This window comes from Wolbachia endosymbiont of Nasonia giraulti, from assembly GCF_048054155.1.
Taxonomy (GTDB): Bacteria; Pseudomonadota; Alphaproteobacteria; order Rickettsiales; family Anaplasmataceae; genus Wolbachia; species Wolbachia pipientis_C.
This window is the reverse complement of sequence record NZ_JAFEVH010000015.1, coordinates 11,502-28,492: the sequence shown is the minus strand read 5'-3', so window position 1 is coordinate 28,492 and position 16,991 is coordinate 11,502. Positions and strand designations below refer to the sequence as shown.

General features: G+C 33.8%; 16 protein-coding genes and 1 tRNA gene. 5 read left to right on the top strand and 12 right to left on the bottom strand.

Features of this window, described 5'->3' with window-relative positions:
• Window positions 1-243 precede the first annotated feature (243 nt).
• From ispH to elbB, 3 genes are all read right to left on the bottom strand, one after another.
• Window positions 244-1,170 carry a 4-hydroxy-3-methylbut-2-enyl diphosphate reductase gene (ispH, locus tag JR312_RS03170; protein ID WP_416647711.1) on the bottom strand — a complete coding sequence of 309 codons (927 nt, stop codon included), beginning with the start codon at window positions 1,168-1,170 and terminating at the stop codon, window positions 244-246.
• A gap of 58 nt (window positions 1,171-1,228) precedes the next feature.
• A complete protein-coding gene (locus tag JR312_RS03165; protein WP_264330638.1) occupies window positions 1,229-1,537 on the bottom strand; it encodes a hypothetical protein in 309 nt (102 codons plus the stop codon).
• 138 nt (window positions 1,538-1,675) lie between these two features.
• Complete coding sequence (gene elbB / locus JR312_RS03160) at window positions 1,676-2,374, bottom strand: isoprenoid biosynthesis glyoxalase ElbB (RefSeq protein ID WP_264330637.1); 699 nt, start codon at window positions 2,372-2,374, stop codon at window positions 1,676-1,678.
• A 140-nt stretch (window positions 2,375-2,514) separates the two neighbouring features.
• On the opposite strand from elbB, the gene JR312_RS03155 reads away from it, so the two are divergent.
• Complete coding sequence (locus tag JR312_RS03155) at window positions 2,515-3,576, top strand: hypothetical protein (RefSeq protein ID WP_416647710.1); 1,062 nt, start codon at window positions 2,515-2,517, stop codon at window positions 3,574-3,576.
• Window positions 3,577-4,137: 561 nt separating this feature from the next.
• On the opposite strand, the gene JR312_RS03150 is transcribed toward JR312_RS03155, so the two are convergent.
• The 4 genes from JR312_RS03150 to JR312_RS03135 form a co-directional block, all read right to left on the bottom strand.
• Complete coding sequence (locus tag JR312_RS03150; RefSeq protein ID WP_416647709.1) at window positions 4,138-4,689, bottom strand: 5-formyltetrahydrofolate cyclo-ligase; 552 nt, start codon at window positions 4,687-4,689, stop codon at window positions 4,138-4,140.
• Window positions 4,673-5,302, bottom strand: coding sequence for a ferredoxin reductase domain-containing protein (locus JR312_RS03145; protein ID WP_416647708.1), 630 nt, complete (start codon window positions 5,300-5,302; stop codon window positions 4,673-4,675). The genes JR312_RS03150 and JR312_RS03145 overlap by 17 nt, the downstream gene beginning before the upstream one ends.
• A 33-nt stretch (window positions 5,303-5,335) precedes the next feature.
• Window positions 5,336-6,463: a SurA N-terminal domain-containing protein gene (locus tag JR312_RS03140; protein ID WP_416647707.1), complete on the bottom strand. Its 1,128-nt coding sequence runs from the start codon at window positions 6,461-6,463 to the stop codon at window positions 5,336-5,338.
• Window positions 6,464-6,581: 118 nt separating this feature from the next.
• Window positions 6,582-6,672: transfer RNA gene (locus JR312_RS03135), tRNA-Ser, on the bottom strand.
• Window positions 6,673-6,745: 73 nt separating this feature from the next.
• Here JR312_RS03135 and JR312_RS03130 point away from each other — a divergent pair.
• Window positions 6,746-6,934 (top strand): hypothetical protein, encoded by a 189-nt coding sequence (locus JR312_RS03130; RefSeq protein WP_143689899.1) that lies wholly within the window; start codon window positions 6,746-6,748, stop codon window positions 6,932-6,934.
• Between the two features lie 77 nt (window positions 6,935-7,011).
• Here the strand turns inward: JR312_RS03130 and ppa are convergent, their stop codons facing one another.
• The 5 genes from ppa to JR312_RS03105 all read right to left on the bottom strand — a co-directional run bounded on the left by ppa (window position 7,012) and on the right by JR312_RS03105 (window position 12,843).
• Entirely contained in the window at window positions 7,012-7,518 is a 507-nt protein-coding gene (ppa, locus tag JR312_RS03125; protein WP_264330633.1) for an inorganic diphosphatase, read from the bottom strand.
• Between the two features lie 59 nt (window positions 7,519-7,577).
• Complete coding sequence (locus JR312_RS03120) at window positions 7,578-8,885, bottom strand: WD1261 family protein (RefSeq protein ID WP_416647706.1); 1,308 nt, start codon at window positions 8,883-8,885, stop codon at window positions 7,578-7,580.
• A gap of 112 nt (window positions 8,886-8,997) precedes the next feature.
• A complete protein-coding gene (mnmA, locus tag JR312_RS03115) occupies window positions 8,998-10,110 on the bottom strand; it encodes a tRNA 2-thiouridine(34) synthase MnmA (protein WP_264330630.1) in 1,113 nt (370 codons plus the stop codon).
• A gap of 226 nt (window positions 10,111-10,336) precedes the next feature.
• Window positions 10,337-11,404, bottom strand: a complete 1,068-nt coding sequence (locus JR312_RS03110) for a rod shape-determining protein (protein ID WP_264330629.1) — start codon at window positions 11,402-11,404, stop codon at window positions 10,337-10,339.
• A 20-nt stretch (window positions 11,405-11,424) separates the two neighbouring features.
• The gene (locus tag JR312_RS03105) at window positions 11,425-12,843 is read right to left on the bottom strand and encodes a gluzincin family metallopeptidase (RefSeq protein ID WP_416647705.1); all 1,419 of its coding nucleotides are present in this window, start codon (window positions 12,841-12,843) and stop codon (window positions 11,425-11,427) included.
• Between the two features lie 274 nt (window positions 12,844-13,117).
• On the opposite strand from JR312_RS03105, the gene JR312_RS03100 reads away from it, so the two are divergent.
• The 3 genes from JR312_RS03100 to ftsH all read left to right on the top strand — a co-directional run bounded on the left by JR312_RS03100 (window position 13,118) and on the right by ftsH (window position 16,874).
• Complete coding sequence (locus tag JR312_RS03100) at window positions 13,118-13,597, top strand: OmpA family protein (protein ID WP_264330627.1); 480 nt, start codon at window positions 13,118-13,120, stop codon at window positions 13,595-13,597.
• Window positions 13,598-13,736: 139 nt separating this feature from the next.
• Entirely contained in the window at window positions 13,737-15,032 is a 1,296-nt protein-coding gene (tilS, locus tag JR312_RS03095; protein WP_416647704.1) for a tRNA lysidine(34) synthetase TilS, read from the top strand.
• A gap of 12 nt (window positions 15,033-15,044) precedes the next feature.
• Window positions 15,045-16,874, top strand: a complete 1,830-nt coding sequence (ftsH, locus tag JR312_RS03090) for an ATP-dependent zinc metalloprotease FtsH (protein ID WP_006013250.1) — start codon at window positions 15,045-15,047, stop codon at window positions 16,872-16,874.
• Window positions 16,875-16,991: the final 117 nt, after the last annotated feature.

Here is a 16,991-nt window from a genome sequence, read left to right as displayed (position 1 = left end):
TTGAATTGAAAATGCGGTTTGACACACTTTTTTGAACGTTCCCTATTATAAGTTTTTGATAAAGTTAGTAGTAATATTAACCCTTTTGTATGATGAAGGTTTTTTATATTTTAATGTTTCTGTGCTAGACACAACTTAACCTGACAAACGAGGATTAATCATATCTCAGCTTGATATTTTATTCTCCAACAGACTGAAAATTGAATTGAGCTAAAGACTTGATTTGACGCACGTTGTTGCACATTACCATTTAGTATACTTGAACTGAACATTTTCAGTGAATCCATCTGGCATGACTGAAACTTTTGTATTCATATTTATTTTTAAGTAATTTACTAGCTCATCAACTAATATATCAGGAGCAGAAGCACCTGCAGTAATTCCTATTTTTTCTGCGCCCTGCAACCAATTTTTGTTCATACATTTATAATTATCAATCAAATAGGCTCTTCTTCCTCTGGAAATACACAGGTCTAATAAACGGTTTGAATTTGAACTGTTTTTGCTTCCTACAATTAACACTACGTCTGTAATTTTAGCCAATTTTTTAACAGCGTTCTGCCTATTTTGTGTTGCATAGCATATATCTTTTAAGTCGGGGCCTGTAATGCTTGGAAATCTGAGCTTCAGTGTAGCAATAATTTCTTTGGTATCGTCAATACTTAACGTGGTTTGTGTTACATAAGATAAATTATCTGGATCTTTGATTTGTAAATTGTATACGTCTTGCATAGTTTGCACTAGAGATATAGGATTACTTACTCTTCCTATAATTCCTTTAACTTCTGGATGATTTTCATGTCCAATTAGAATTAATTCTTTACCACTATCCTCATACCTTTTTGCCTCTTTATGTACTTTGCTAACTAATGGACATGTTGCATCAATCACTTGAACACCCTTTTTTTTTGCCTCATCCTCTATACTTTTCGACACTCCATGTGCGCTAAAGATCAATATTCCTCTATTGTCTTTAATGTCTTCTATGCTGCTTACAAAAACCACTCCTTGTTTCTTGAAGTCCTCTACTATACACTTATTATGAACGATTTCGTGTAGTACATAAACTTGGCGTTCGTTTTTGTATTTCTCTAAAGTAATTGCTAATATGTCTACAGCTCTTTTAACCCCTGCGCAGAAACCGCGTGGTTCAGCTAAGATAATCTCCATTTTTTAAGTAAGTATGTAAACATTGCTAAAAAGTAAGCTCCGCTCACTATGTTTCATATCACGACTGCTTTACTATAATTTCAAATTTATCATTACCAAGATTCTTATTAATATACCAGGAACCGTCATCTTTAATTACAAATTCAGGACCCTTGAGGTCTCTTGTTATTGTCCTTCCATCTTGGTAATCCATGGCAATATGGATATCGAATGTAACGATGTCTAGATTTATTGTAGCTTTTTTCCCACTGTATGAATTTAGACTAAACTTGCCCAACATGACATCATTAATACTCACTTCTCCTGCATAAGTATCACACTGACCATCTACACAACACTCACTTTCAATATAAAAAAGGTCTGACATATTTACATCTATAAAAAAAAAGAACTAAACTTACATACTAAATATAGCTTACCATTAATAAGCAATTACAGATTACTTTGGCTACAACAATAATGCAACCGGAAGTATAACATAATTAATTGTATAAGAAACTACACTTTAGAGAAATGGTTGTTTGGTTTTTTTATTAATTTTTTTCACCATACTGTCAATCATGTGTTTTATTCCTTGATATACAGAGTGTGTACTTTCATCACTACGCATATAAGCAGAGCAGGAAAATATATTATGCTTTTCGTCTTCTATTGATAGCTTTGTATCGCATGTTATATGTTCGCCGCCGAGCTTCTCTATCAACTGGTCTTTGTCGTCTCCTATAGTTACCTTAATCTTACTTTCTTCTTTACCTATCTTGCTACTTAAAATTAAAACAATAATGGCTGGAGATATACATATAGTTCCTATTGGCTTTTTTGCAACAAAGAACTCTGAGACTAATCTTTCAAACTCAGGCATTACTGTTTTATTTTCAGCTAAGTCAGATAAATTTTTCGCAACTCCATATCCACCAGGTACGACTAGCATGTCAAAATTTTCAGCTTTAGCTTCTCTTAAATCATTTATCTCACCTCTTGCAATTCTTGCTGCTTCTACAAGTACATTCCTTTTTTCTTTTACTTCTTCTTTTGTTTTGTGGTTCATAACTTGTGTGATATCAACATCAGGAGCAAAACATGTGACTTCAACTTCCTGCTGATCAAGCACAAGCAGAGTTAAGACCGCTTCTCTCACCTCTGTGCCGTCGAGGTGGCCGCATCCTGATAAAACCACAGCAGCTCTTAATTTTTTCTCACCCATAAAATACCTTGATTTCATATAATCTAGGTATTGTAATACAAATTCCATATTTGGAAAGGAGTAATTATTTTATGTCAATTATAATATAATTAATAATTAGTATATATAATTAGGTATATTTGTAGTTAATGGAGTTTGATGTGGCCCTTGAAGAAGATGATGATGAATTTTTTGACGCTCAAATTGACCATCAGGAACTAAGAAAAGCTATTTCAAATATAATAGGAGGCATTGTAAAATCTTCATCAGAGGAAAAAAAAGCGTTATTGAGTAAGATAAGTAATACAGTTGATGAAATAGATATATACGAGCTTAAATTAGTAATTAATAGCCAGGGTCTAGAAAAAGCCATAAATAAGGAATTATTTACAAAACTCATTGAAGAAGCGCTTGAAGATTTAACCCCTGAAAGTGTTAACTCAAAAATAATAGAAGAGGCATTAAAATCTGTTAATCAGCAAGCAATAAGTAATGTTATAAATAATAATAAAGGTCCGCTGGATAATCTAGTCAATTATTTTAAATCAGCATCTGCAAATGAAAAAATTGGAATGGCTTCTACCGGAATAGTATTGGGAGTAGCATTTTCTCCGCTTATTGTGCTTGCTACATTAATAGCGCTTGTAGCTATTGGAGCGCGTTATGTAGGAATAGGTATAGGAAAGGCAGGGGAAAAAATAAAAGAAGGTGCGATTGATGCAGGAAAAGCAGTGAGAGGTTCATATAAGGATTTAATAGATAAATTGCCTACAATTCAAGCAAGAGAGAATAATTTTGATAAGTTCAAAAATGACTTGTCTGAGCGTATTATAGCAATTAGTACGGCACAAAAGCGAGAAGAAGCTGGAGAAGATGAAACTAAAAACAATCTTTCTAATATGCTAGAAGTGGTAAAAATGCTTCAAAATGAAGTGCAGCAATCGGCTATAAAGAAGTTGGTAGAAGAAGGAGTTATTAAGAATTTTTCAAAAGATGATATGACCAGACTTCTGAAAAAAGGTCTTAGTACTCATCTAGATGATCAAGAAGCACTTGATGATCTTATATATAAATTTCAACCTGAAATTATGGCAATTGGTAACGGTAAAATAGAAGATGTAGAACAAAAAGTTAATGAGAAAGCTCAGAAAATAGAACCAAGCCCTAAATTAGATAGTTCAAGTGCTGAACGAGTTAGTGAAGAAGGGAAAGGAATGGATTGATACATTTGAAGAGCATTTTGATGCAAAAATGTATCTGTCTATCTTATTTTGTCACCCTGCTAATCGGACACAAAAAATTACTTCCGCATATTTTCAATCTCATTATAATTACAAATAGAGATATTTTAGGAGCTCAAAATCTATCTTTAGTCTGCAGACTTTTTAATCAAACTTATTAAAAATGTATTCTTCAGTGTATATCTGTCGTATGTGCACTGCATTTTTTTCTAATCTTTTTTACAGGGGGATTTTATGTCCAGAATTCCAGATATTTGACCTTTACTTTAGCTAATAAAAACCAACTGTTACCTACGGTTTTTATAGCTACGTTTCTCAAACAAGTTTCAAATGAATAGATTTCTTGCATAACTGGAATTCAAAAGTTGATGTCATTCTAGCGCGTGACGCTAGAATCCAGTCCTTTTGTGCAAAAAACGTTGTAAAGTAACTTAGTTGGATCCCAGTGTCAGCTACTCTGATGACAAGAAAGGGAGTACAGGTTTCAATATTTGCATGCATCTGAACAGATAAGCAATTACTATCAGAAAGAGGGAGACTATGCTACTCCTTTCTATCCGCCTTCTTGAGCAATTCACTTTCAAATCTAACACATATCTCAGTGATTATAATATCCAATTTTTGATCGTGTTTTTCCACAGGTAAATTTTTACAATATTGCTTCTCATAGGCTACACCTATAAATATTTTTCCAAGTGGCCGTAATTTTTTTATCATTTCATCATACCAACCACCGCCAAAACCTAACCTATTAAAATGATCATCAAAAGCAATAACAGGAGTAATGATTGTGTCGGGAATTATATCTTCATCTGCTTTATTCCATTCCTCAAATTTTAATAACTTACTTTTATTAGGAATTGCTACTTTATAGCCTAAATCAAGCAAATGATGCATCAAAGGCACAACATTAATTTCCCCGTCTGTTGGAATGTAAGCTGCTATTGTTTTACCTTTAACGCAACTTAAGTTTTGACTAAAAAGATTAATAAGAGAATTTGCTGCATAATTAGAATAACTTTCATCAATATCTTTTCTTATGGTTCTATATTGCTTCCTTAGTTCCTCTTTGTGCTGTTTAGTGTCTTTGAACATGTTCTATCCATTTTGCAGTGAGCTTTTCTTGTAAACTATTTTGCTTCAAGCGCTCACTTAAAAAATCAAAGTCAACAAGCTCCATATCCTGGTCTTGATTACTGCAACTATAAACAAAACTTATTTCTCCTGTTTCCTTATTTATGTGTTGCTGAATACATTGAGCGCAGATTTCTTTCATCATGCACTGCATAGGAGAGTTAACAGATGATATTGCTACGTGATTTGGTTTTAGGTATGGTTTTAAAATTGTTTTTCTAGCTTCATTTATAGCTTTCATCATTTTATCAGAACCAATAGTGATGATTTTATCTATAGTGTTTAAACTAATAGTAATTTTACCTAACTTTCCTTGCTGATATGAGATTATTGCATCAACTATATTACCATGAAAGGATTTATCCTGTTCTCTGCTTGTTTCTATCAATCCTTCTTCACATGCCCAAACTGTCACGTTTGATGCACGTTCTATCAGTGCTCGTTTAAATACATTACTTAATTTCTTATAGCCAGCGAAATATAAAACCTTATGATTGTTTTCAAGACAAGCTTTGCCTATCGAAAATAACACTGCATTTCCAACTCCACCGCCAATGAGCATTATATTCTTCATAAACTTTTTATGGAGTAGAAAACCTCTCTAACTTCAATTAAACTGATAACTAACAGCTGCATTTTTACGCATATTATCCAATAACAGGTTGCTTTGTATCATAATCTTTTGTTGATACATTTCCTGTTTGATTGCTTCTATATCCATTGCATTATTTTTGATATCACATAACATCATCAACTTTGCAGTGCTATTTTCTCTTAATTCTACTATTTCATTCATATTTGTTTTACTAAATAAAATCTGTAAATCAGGATTTAAATTTCGCATTTTTATTTCAAACTCTTTTACGCTTGGCAACTTGAAATCATCTGCTAACTTGTCAAAATTTAAACAACTGACCTTTTGCTCCTTAAAATTAGAGAGTAAACTTTCTGAACCTTCAACTACAACCTGTTTCAGTTTTAAAGTACTTTTCAGCAGTGTATGATCGAGCTGTACCTTATCTATGACTTTTATAACAGAGTAACCTTCGCTTAAACTAACCGGACCTGCTACATCACTGATTTCTAATCTTTCCAAAACGTCCTTGAGAGTACCTTTTAGCTGACTTAAATTAACTGTTGCTTTGCGCATCTTTATTGAAGATTCTGGATTATTACTGGTACGTAATTTTTTTACTAAGTCTTCAGCTATCTTCTGATCGGGAATTATGAACTCCTGAAACGTAATAAGGTAATCAGACTTCTCTTTTTGCTTTCTTGCATCATCCACTTCTTGATCGCTGATATTAATAAGCGGTACAACTCCTACTTCAATAATCTTGTTCCACAGTAGCTGACACTTTACTTGTTTTTTTAGGGTATTGAGATCTATATTATGCTTTTTTGCGTATTGATCAACTTCATCAGCCTTAAGTTTTAAACTTTGAGTTAAGAATAACGTGACAGCATTATTTAACTCCTCGTTACTCAATTCTATATTCATCTTCTGTGCTTCGCTGACAATGATAATTTCGTCTATTAACTGTCTTAGAATTTGAGATTTTACCTCTTTTTGATTAATCTTCTGAGTGCCAAGCAATGAATTTATGAAGTTTATACGTCTTTCGATATCTAAATTTGAAATTGGCTCACCATTTACATCTGCAACAATTTCAATCTCAGTTGCAAGTAACCTAAGCGGCAGCATTATTAATATCAAAATTAGTATTTTATGCATATAAAATTATTTAGCTAATAACTAATTCTATAATAAATACTGAATAAACGCTAGCTAACTTTTTAATAATTAAAAAAGAGGGTGAAATTACTGTAATGAATACCTAAACAATAATATACGGAAGGAGAGGGATTCGAACCCTCGATACGACTTTTCAATCGTATAACGGTTTAGCAAACCGCCGCCTTCAGCCGCTCGGCCACCCTTCCAAATTATTACTATAATATCAAGACCTTTACTGCCTGTCTAATGCTTTTAATTGCAATATTTGTATCTGTTCAGATGCATGCAAATATTGAAACCTGTACTCCCTTTCTTGTCATCAGAGTAGCTGACACTGGGATCCAACTAAGTTACTTTACAACGTTTTTTGTGCGAAAGGACTGGATCCCAGTGTCAAGCACTGGGATGACACCATTTGTTGTAAACTCACTTTTACTCTATGGTTATACTACCTTGCCGCTATCCTGAACGGATACCAATATTTACCCATTAAAAACAACAACATTTTTCCGAATAACTGTAATTTAAGGCTAAATCAACGCAAACTAATTTCTACTTTTTTCAATGATTTTTTTTGCTTCTTCTACATCAGCCCATTCTCCAACTGTCACCGTTTTTCCCTTTTCTAAATCTTTATAATGAGAAAAGAAATGAGCTATTTTATCTAGTAAGTTTTTAGATAAATCAGAATAGTTTTTTATATTGTCATAATAGCTATCAACACTGGAGATAGGTACAGCTAATATTTTTTCATCCTCTCCTTTCTCGTCTTTGGTAAGTAATGCACCTACTGGACGCACCGATATCAAAACTCCAGGCGCTAAAGGAAATTGAGTTAGCACCAAAACATCCGCAGGGTCACCATCACCTGCGCAGGTATTTGGTATAAACCCATAATTGCAAGGATAAGTCATTGAGGTAGACAAAAATCTGTCAACTTGTAACAACCCAAGCTCTTTATTAAATTCATACTTTACAGGCTCAGCATTTGCACTTATTTCAATTACTACACTTATTGCATCTGGTTTTGTTGTTATTTTACTTAAATCCATGGATTACCTCTTAACTTAAGAATAAGCATTATACAATATGTGCTTTTAAGTTGCCACATTTATGTAGTTCTGAGCTTATTTGCATGGAGCGGTTCTAATTTTTTCTTCCGCACATCATCGACTGCTGAATGTGGTGGTTCCTGTGGTGGTTTCAATAATTGAGATAAGGCATATACTATTACGATAGTAAGCATTGCAGCAATTACTAGATTAGCAAAATTATCCTGTGGTAGGACACCTTTTATTGGATTAAATAATTTTTGCTCCATAAGGAAATAATCAGCAACATATAACCCAACAGACAATACAAACATACCTAAAATAAGTTTACAGAATGTATTTTTGTGATTTTGCTTGCTGAGGATGAAATTTGGCCTACATTCATTCTCTTCTTGTTGCACTGAGTAGTATATATTCTCAGGGCTTGTTACTAACTGTTCAAATTCATCGCTGTTTTGGTTTTTTAACAGTTGCTCTAGAGTACGTTTGATATTTTTAGGATATAGGAAATCTTGACTGTGTTGCTCTCTTTGAGCTGTAAATGTCTCCTCCAATGCACTTATATCTCTATAATTAAGTGTATACTTGGTGAATCCATTTCTATGCGGTAACTCAATTTCTTGTAATACTTGTAGTAACTTCTGAATGTAATCGTAATACAGTGGTGTATTGATTGCTTTAGCTTTCTCATTAATATATTGATTAAGTGATAAAATATCTCGATTTTCAGTACATGTAGAAAATATACCATAACTAGAAAATAGTAATGCTATGTCTTTATCCACTTTTATATTATGTATGGAATAATAATGATTTATTACCTCTTTACATAAGCTAAACTCTTTATCAAATTCATTTGCATAGCTTATTTTGAGTAACTTTTTAACATTATTGAGTACTTGTTTCTCAAAGTCATCATTATTGTTAAATAGAGCTTCACCTTTCGGATTTGCTAGAATATTAAAAAGCTTTAGTTTTTTTTGATCTTCTGTCAATCCTACTTGATCTACAATTTCCCTTAGCAGTTTCTTCGAAGTGTCACAAAGAGTAGGTATTTTTTTACTTTCAACTGCAGCATATATTTTATCAATTACTTCTTGAGTATTGAACTGAGCATTTTTTGCAAGAACTCTATAAGCTTGAACATAAATTAAAAACAATCCTTGTAGACTAAATTTTAAGTTAAAATATTTATCTAATGGCTCTTGTTCTTTTTTATTAATGAATTCGGATAGACCTATATGATTTCTGCAATCCATGCAATGATGTAAGTCAGCATGTTGAAAACTGCCCAAACGAATAAATGCGGCCTCTAGTAAATTGCCCTTACCAACAATTTTTATTAACTCTTCAACTTCTTTAACCATCCCTCTAGTCCACAATATAATAATTACTTTTATAGTATAAAGAATATAGGATAAAACAGCAATAAATTTTATTGTATGTTTACATTCTGCATTAAAAAATTAAACCACCAAGTTAGGAGCATATCCAACCTCCACCTATAACTTGTTCGCCCTTATATGCTACACAGGCTTGACCTGGACTGATGCCAAAGTAATCGTCGTTTAAAATTACACAGGCTTTGTTCTTTTCGTCAGTTGAATATATTGTCGCTAAGCTTCCTGCATGTGATGACCTAAGCTTCACAGTTACTTCCATGCCTTCTTTTGGTTGTTCTAACCAATTTAACTCTTTGACCAATATCTTTTTTTGCATTAGAGCATTGATCGGGCCTACTACAACTTCATTATTTTCTGTATTAATTTTTATCACGTAAAGAGGCTCATTGTGTGCGATGCAGAGGCCTCTTCTCTGTCCCACTGTAAAATTTACTATGCCGCTGTGCTCACCTAGCACTTTTCCATGAATATCTACTATTTTACCTTTCTGTACAGATTGTGGAGCTAATTTAGCTATTGTTTTACTATAGCTTTCGGAAACAAAGCATATATCTTGACTATCCGGCTTTTCAGAAATTTGTAAGCCAAAATACTTTGCTAATTTTCTTATATCACTTTTATAGAATCCACCTAATGGAAATCGCAAAAGCTTTAACTGCTCCTCAGTAGTTGCAAACAAAAAATAACTTTGATCTTTACTTTTATCGATGCTTCTACACAATTTTACCTCACCATTTTCTTCTAATCTTCTTACGTAATGTCCTGTTACGAGCACATCCGCACCAAGATTTTTTGTAACTTGCAATAGATCGCGAAATTTTACTGTTTGGTTACACCTTACGCACGGTATGGGAGTTTCTCCACGCATATAGGTATTTGCAAAATCCTCTATTACTTCCTTTTTGAATATTTCCTCGTAGTTTAAAATATAGTGGGGAAAGCCAACACTTTCAGCCACGTATTTGGCATCATAAATATCCTGTCCAGCGCAGCATGCACCCTTTCTCGCATTAGCATTACCATCACTGCCATAGAGCTGAAGAGTCACACCTATCACTTCGTACCCAAGGTTATACAGCAGTGCTGCAGCAACGGAGCTATCAACTCCCCCGGACATTGCAACAATAGCCTTAGTTTGATGCGGAGCTTTATCTTTTAATAAGGGTTCAATTTCAAATTCTTTTAGCATATAATTTATAAACACAAACCTGTGTCAAGCACTGGAATCCAGTTTCTATTACACAATTTCATCGAAACAGCATACTTATTTGTAGTCAAGTTCCAGTGTCAAGCGCTGGGATGACACCTCTTCCTTCTGGAAGTTGCCTTTAAATTACTTGGTGCGTGACACTGGGATCTCATTTATATTACATAATTCCATCAAAACAATTCGATAAACTGCCTTCAAAAACAATTTAATCTTGCTTGAATAAAACATGGCCAAAATAGTCCATGTTTTCAAGTACTTTTCCGCTACCCAGGGCAACACAACAAAGTGGATCATCTGCAACACGAACTGGTAATTTTGTTGTTTCACTAATAACTTTACTCAAGTTGCGCAATAACCCACCTCCACCAGATAAAATTATTCCTCTATCAACTATATCAGAAGAAAGTTCGGGTGGAGTACTCTCCAGTGCAGTTCTAATAGCAGAAATTATCTGATGTACAGGCTCTATTAGGCTCTCTGCAACTTGATATTCTGATAAAAGCATTTCTTTTGGCATACCACTCACTAAATCCCTGCCTTTAATTATCATTCCCTCTTTGTTGTTTTCAACTGGCAGACTGGCTGAACCGACGTTTTTCTTAATTTTTTCAGCAGTTGTTTCGCCAATCAATAACTTATGATTTTCACGAATGTATGACTTTATTGCCTCATCCATAATATCACCACCTACTCTGGCAGAACGTGAATAAACAATTCCACCTAAAGAAATAATTGCAACTTCAGTTGTACCACCTCCTATGTCAACAATCATAGAACCTTCAGGTTCGGTAACTGGAAGTCCAGCCCCAATTGCTGCAGCCATTGGTTCTTCAATTAAGAATACTTCATTTGCACCAGCACTTTCTGCTGCATCTTGTATAGCACGCCTTTCAACTGGGGTAGATCCAGATGGAACACATATGATAATACTAGGCTTATTAACAGTGAATCTTGTGTTTGCGCTGCGTATGAAATATTTTAACATTTCTTCCGCGCTTTTAAAATCAGCAATAACTCCGTCTTTCAAGGGTCTTATCGCTTCTATTTCTCCAGGTGTTTTTCCGAGCATCATCTTAGCTTTTTTGCCAAAAGCATAAGGAACGTAACTTCCTTTTTCTTTTACTCTTGCTACAACTGAGGGTTCATCAAGCACTATCCCCTGACTTTTCTGATAAACTAAAGTATTTGCAGTACCAAGATCTATAGCAATATCGCTAGCAAATAAACCTTTGAAAGTAAAAAAATTTCTGATTACATTCTGAACAAAACTCATACACAACTCAAGAAAACCATTTATTGAGACAAATTATACTTTTCAGATAAGTAACTAGTGTAGCACTCAATATCTAAATCCCTACCTGTTACCTTTTTTAGCTGTTCCAAAAAGCCATAATTTGCACTATATACATTTTTAGAGAACCAATCGATAAGTAAACTGAAATCTCCTTTTACTATAGAATCTAAAAATTCGTAATGATTTTTCTTAATGAAAGAAAAAAACTGCACAGCAGCGATTAACGCTATGACTTTAATAGGAAAGTAGCCTATAACACCACTTATCCAATACTCATCTTGAAAATAAGTGTCTAGCTCATTTTTGGCTTTTACTGAAATCTTGTAATGCTTCATACCTTCCAACCATTTATCGTGTAGATCTTTAACTTCTAACGTACCATTTATTAGATCTTGTTCTAATTTAGTTCTTAGCATAATGTGAGCCAATAAACTAAATTCATCCGCATTCTTCAAAAAAGATGAAAGATTTACTTTATTGAAAATCAAATACAAATTTTCAACACTACTATTAATTTTGCCTTTTGTAGAAAGTTTCTCCTTTATGTGTGGTTGAATGAACTCAATAAATTCTCTGGATGTTCCAATGATCCTTTCCATGAATAACCCTTGAGTTTCATACATAATATGTTTTGTAATTGAGCTCTTTATAGAATTTTGCGCTAAACATTTTTGATGAATTGCATAACCAGTATGCCGTAAAAGTAAAAATAAACCATAACAAAGGTCAGATTCATCATAATCGATAGGATCGTAATAAGAAATGGAAATCTCATTTGGTGTAACACTCATTTGCCGTAAGAATAAGGAACCAAGTTCAATCTGTCTCTGAACCGTAACTTTTTGTATATTAGTAACCTTATCCTTCTTCTGCTTTTGAGTTACTTTCTCTACATTTTCACTAAAAAATTTACCTAGCTTAGGAAATATTTCCTTTATGTTCTTTTCTGTGATATTAGAGTCATAGTCAGCAAGCAATGACTCATAGTTTGAGCGCTTTAATTGCTGCGATTTTATAGAAGCTGCTTCACGAGTAAGCTTAATTAGGTTAGTAAAGCATTCTTTCAGCTTTTCTAAGTTACTAATTTCAGAATTAGTTAGCCTCCATAAGTTTTGGCATTCAATCTTAGCTTTGGACAAAGATTTTACTAAATCAACAGGAATAGCACTGCTGCTTTTGTGTATCCCCTCTATTAACTTTAGCTGCTGAATATTCGCACTCTTTTTATTCCTAAGAGCATTCGCTAATGATTCCTTTATTGCATCATGAGAGATAATTTCATGTCTGATTTCCTCTAGAAGACACATTTGCTCGATCTTATCCTCTATATCCAGTTGGCTTTTGCCTAGTAGTTTTAGTATGTTTTCGATATTCCTTACCTTATGTAATACTTCCTCTAAAAACTTATAAGATCTCATTTTTATTCATTGCTTTGAAACATCCGCTTAATATCGTAATAGATTAATAATAAAGTTAAAAGTATATTTGCTTAAAGTACAATAAAAAATTGTATTTTTATTCTTTTATTGTACTTCATTGCTAAGAATTGAGCATCTTATCAGAAAATTAATTATAAGATTGTAAAGAAAACATTTAGTATTTTATTTCCCTTGACTCTATTCTAGTATAGAGGGACTATTAGTACTAAAATTAAAATTGCGCACTGTATTTTAAATTTATGGAGGTTTAGTGATGTGGAGTAGACTGATTATAATGTGTTGTTTTTGTTTACTGCTTACTGGTGTAAGTTCTTGCCCTAAAAAAGGAGTAAATACGACAAATAAAATGAATGCTGTTGTTAAGCAGATAGGTGATAAAAGAGTTTTCTTTGGTTATGATGAATCTAGTATCAGTGAAGTGAGTGCAGATGCATTACTTGACGTGATGGAAGTGTTACAAAATAATCCTGACGCAAAGGTTACTTTAACTGGTCATACTGACAATCGTGGTTCTCACGAGTATAATCTTGCACTAGGAGCTAGAAGAGCAGATGCAGCTAAAAAATTTATGGTCAGCTGTACACCTTATCTAGAAAATAGAATAAAAACTGCTTCTAAAGGTGAAACTGAGCCTTTGGTTAATGTAAAAGATGATTCTAGAAATTCCAAGTATGAGAGAGAGCATGCTAAAAATCGTAGAGTAGAATTTTCATTCTCTGGGATCAAAAGTTAATCTCCTTCGCATCCCAGTGCTCAGCACTGGGATGATACAGTGTACAAATCCTTTGCACAGATTGTTAGTTTGCTTGTATTGAAGTTCCTTAGCGATATAATGTAGAGAGACATAAACTACCTAACCGTCAAGAAACATAATGCGATTGGAGCTGTCATTTCAAAATATAGTTAATAAGTTTGCTTTTCATGATAATCAAGTTGCGATTGCAGTATCAGGTGGTGTAGACAGTGTAGTTTTATTGCACTTAATGATTAATTGGGCAAAAAAAAATAAACCTTCACTTCCTACAGCATTAACAGTAAATCACGGGTTACGTTTAGAATCTCAAAAAGAAGCTGATTTTGCTGTAAGCTATGCAAAAGAACTTGGGGCAAAGGAATCGTTTATATTAAATTGGGAGAAGAAAAATATTAAAGGCAATATTCAGTTGCAGGCACGAAAAGCACGGTATAACTTATTAACAAAATGGTGTAAAAATAATAATGTTAAATATTTATTTGTTGCTCACCACAAAAATGATCAAGCAGAAACGTTCTTGTTGAGATTAGAGCGGGGTAGTGGAGTAGATGGATTATCATCAATGGACTACAAGTATTTCTTAGATGGTATTTATGTATTTAGGCCGTTGTTAAATTTTAGTCGTAGTGAAATAGAAAAGTATGCTAAACTTCACCAATTAAGATGGATCGAAGATAGAAGCAATTATGACTTAAAATACAGACGAACTTTATACCGTAACTTACTTAAAGCAAGTGATAATCAAGATGTCCTAACAGAGCGAATATGCCTTACAGCACTTCATATGAAAAGAGCTGCAAAAGCGTTGATGCACTACACACGCCTTGCACTTAATGACTGCGTTAATGTTCATGATCTTGGTTATATTGAAATTAAACTAAGTGAATTTTATCAATTGCCAGAGGAAATAGCCTTGAGGCTTCTTCTTTACTCTATAATGGCAATTGTCAACAAGCACTATAAGCCAAGGCACCGTAGCCTTATCGCAATATTTAACAAAATATCGCAAAAAGATAGTGATATTAACTGTACACTCTCTGGGTGCAAAATAAGAAAATATGGAGGGAGCATCTTGATAATGAGAGAATCATCAAAGATACAGGAAATTACTGTACACCTAACATTAAATGTCCCTATTGAATGGGACAATAGATTTAGCTGTACAATACTTAGCAATCAGAAGTATTCAGTAACTATTGCTCCGCTAAAAAAAACGCAAAAAATTCCTGAATTTCTGAAGGATTACAACTGCTGCCCTGAAGTTTTCTACTCTTTGCCTACAGTACAAAAAGATGGAAAGGTGCTTGCTTATCCTGATATAAATTATAACGGAAAAAATACCAATGACGATAAGGTTCAATGCATTATTAATAGCACGATAAAGCAAAATTTGGTAAGCTTGATTAGTATTTAATTAGAAATGTAAATGAAAAAATTTTTAGAAGGCTTATTGATCTGGTTAGTGATTATTGTTCTTATTTCAGTTGCTTGTATTCAATTTAGCGGAAGTATAGGTAAGAGTAAAACAACCATACCTTTTTCAGAATTTTTAACTAGATTAGAAGATAATGATATAGAAAATATTACAATAAGAAACCAAAGCATCGAAGGGAAGTTTAGGGATGGGTCAGCCTTTAACTCAAGTGGTGTTATATATAGTGACTTAATAAAAAGTTTGCATGATAGGAAAGTGAAGTTCTCCTTTTCAATTGGAGACTCTGCAATAGGTATAATTGGTGGATTACTTATTCAATGGGTTCCGACGCTTATCTTTATCGGTTTATTACTTTTCCTTTTTAAACAAACGCAAGCAGGAGGTAATAGAACTATAAGCTTTGGCAAATCAAAAGCTAGGCTTATGACTACTGGAAAAAAAGTGACATTTGATGATGTTGCTGGGATTGATGAAGCAAAAGAAGAGTTGGTTGAAATTGTTGATTTTCTTAAACAAAGGCAAAAATTTCAAGTGCTAGGTGGGAAGATACCAAAAGGATGTCTTTTAATTGGTTCCCCTGGAACTGGTAAAACTCTACTTGCTCGTGCAATTGCAGGTGAAGCTAATGTACCGTTTTTTAGTATTTCTGGATCTGATTTCGTTGAAATGTTTGTCGGTGTTGGTGCAAGCCGTGTCCGGGATATGTTTGATCAAGGCAAGAAAAATGCTCCTTGTATAATTTTCATAGACGAAATAGATGCAGTAGGTAGGCATCGCGGTATTGGTCTTGGTGGCGGTAACGACGAAAGGGAACAAACATTAAACCAGTTACTGGTTGAGATGGATGGTTTCGAGTCTAATGAAGGTGTGATAATAGTTGCTGCAACTAACCGTCCAGACGTCCTAGATCCAGCACTACTTAGACCTGGTCGTTTTGACCGACAGATTACTATTTCTTTACCTGATATAAATGGGCGTGAAAGAATATTAAATACGCATATAAAGAAAATATCGATAGCACCAGATGTAAACGTAAAAACAGTTGCTAGGGGAACGCCAGGTTTTTCAGGAGCTGATCTAGCAAATTTAGTGAATGAATCTGCGCTTATTGCTGCAAGAAGAAATAAGAAAATTGTTACCATGGATGATTTTGAGTATGCACGTGATAAAGTGATGATGGGTATGGAAAGAAGGTCCTTAGTCATTACAGAAGAAGAAAAAAAGCTTACTGCTTACCATGAAGCTGGTCATGCAGTAGTTGCAGTTAATATGCCTGCTTCTGATCCTATACACAAAGCAACAATTATTCCGCGTGGTAGAGCACTCGGTTTAGTTATGAGACTACCAGAAACAGATAGAGTGTCCCTCACAAGAGAAAAGATGCTAGCAGATATAACTGTTGCAATGGGTGGACGTGTGGCAGAAGAGCTAATTTTTGGATATGATAAAGTTACAAGCGGCGCATCCTCAGATATAAAACTAGCATCAGATTTATCACGTGCTATGGTGACAAAATGGGGAATGAGTGACAAAATAGGGCCAATATATCACAATCGTGAACAAATCACACATGATTCTGAGACGATTTCTGAAGATACGTTAAGACTTATAGATGAGGAAATAAAGAAAGTTGTATTTTCTTGCTATGAAAAAGCAAAAGACATTTTAACCAAGCGTAGGAAAGACTTAGAGCTCATTGCTGAAAATCTACTGGAGTTTGAAACTTTAACAGGAGATGAAATAAGAGACATATTAAGTGGAAAAACAATTGTTAGAAATGAAAATGAAGGTAAAGAAGAGATAAGAAGATCCTCTCTCTAATTAGATCTGACTTTGATTTAACTGCTAAAATAAAAATCTTTAACCAGAACCTAAACTACAAAGCTATAATTAAACGGGAACGTTCAAAAAAGTGTGTCAAACCGCATTTTCAATTCA

What these genes read in the sequence shown, in the direction of transcription:
- ispH (WP_416647711.1), bottom strand. Translation starts at nt 1,170, where the DNA reads ATGGAGATTATCTTAGCTGAACCACGCGGTTTCTGCGCAGGGGTTAAA.
- mnmA (WP_264330630.1), bottom strand. Translation starts at nt 10,110, where the DNA reads ATGCTAAAAGAATTTGAAATTGAACCCTTATTAAAAGATAAAGCTCCG.
- ppa (WP_264330633.1), bottom strand. Translation starts at nt 7,518, where the DNA reads ATGGATTTAAGTAAAATAACAACAAAACCAGATGCAATAAGTGTAGTA.
- JR312_RS03120 (WP_416647706.1), bottom strand. Translation starts at nt 8,885, where the DNA reads ATGGTTAAAGAAGTTGAAGAGTTAATAAAAATTGTTGGTAAGGGCAAT.
- JR312_RS03165 (WP_264330638.1), bottom strand. Translation starts at nt 1,537, where the DNA reads ATGTCAGACCTTTTTTATATTGAAAGTGAGTGTTGTGTAGATGGTCAG.
- elbB (WP_264330637.1), bottom strand. Translation starts at nt 2,374, where the DNA reads ATGGGTGAGAAAAAATTAAGAGCTGCTGTGGTTTTATCAGGATGCGGC.
- tilS (WP_416647704.1), top strand. Translation starts at nt 13,737, where the DNA reads ATGCGATTGGAGCTGTCATTTCAAAATATAGTTAATAAGTTTGCTTTT.
- JR312_RS03150 (WP_416647709.1), bottom strand. Translation starts at nt 4,689, where the DNA reads ATGTTCAAAGACACTAAACAGCACAAAGAGGAACTAAGGAAGCAATAT.
- JR312_RS03145 (WP_416647708.1), bottom strand. Translation starts at nt 5,302, where the DNA reads ATGAAGAATATAATGCTCATTGGCGGTGGAGTTGGAAATGCAGTGTTA.
- JR312_RS03100 (WP_264330627.1), top strand. Translation starts at nt 13,118, where the DNA reads ATGTGGAGTAGACTGATTATAATGTGTTGTTTTTGTTTACTGCTTACT.
- JR312_RS03110 (WP_264330629.1), bottom strand. Translation starts at nt 11,404, where the DNA reads ATGAGTTTTGTTCAGAATGTAATCAGAAATTTTTTTACTTTCAAAGGT.
- JR312_RS03105 (WP_416647705.1), bottom strand. Translation starts at nt 12,843, where the DNA reads ATGAGATCTTATAAGTTTTTAGAGGAAGTATTACATAAGGTAAGGAAT.
- ftsH (WP_006013250.1), top strand. Translation starts at nt 15,045, where the DNA reads ATGAAAAAATTTTTAGAAGGCTTATTGATCTGGTTAGTGATTATTGTT.
- JR312_RS03130 (WP_143689899.1), top strand. Translation starts at nt 6,746, where the DNA reads ATGCATGCAAATATTGAAACCTGTACTCCCTTTCTTGTCATCAGAGTA.
- JR312_RS03140 (WP_416647707.1), bottom strand. Translation starts at nt 6,463, where the DNA reads ATGCATAAAATACTAATTTTGATATTAATAATGCTGCCGCTTAGGTTA.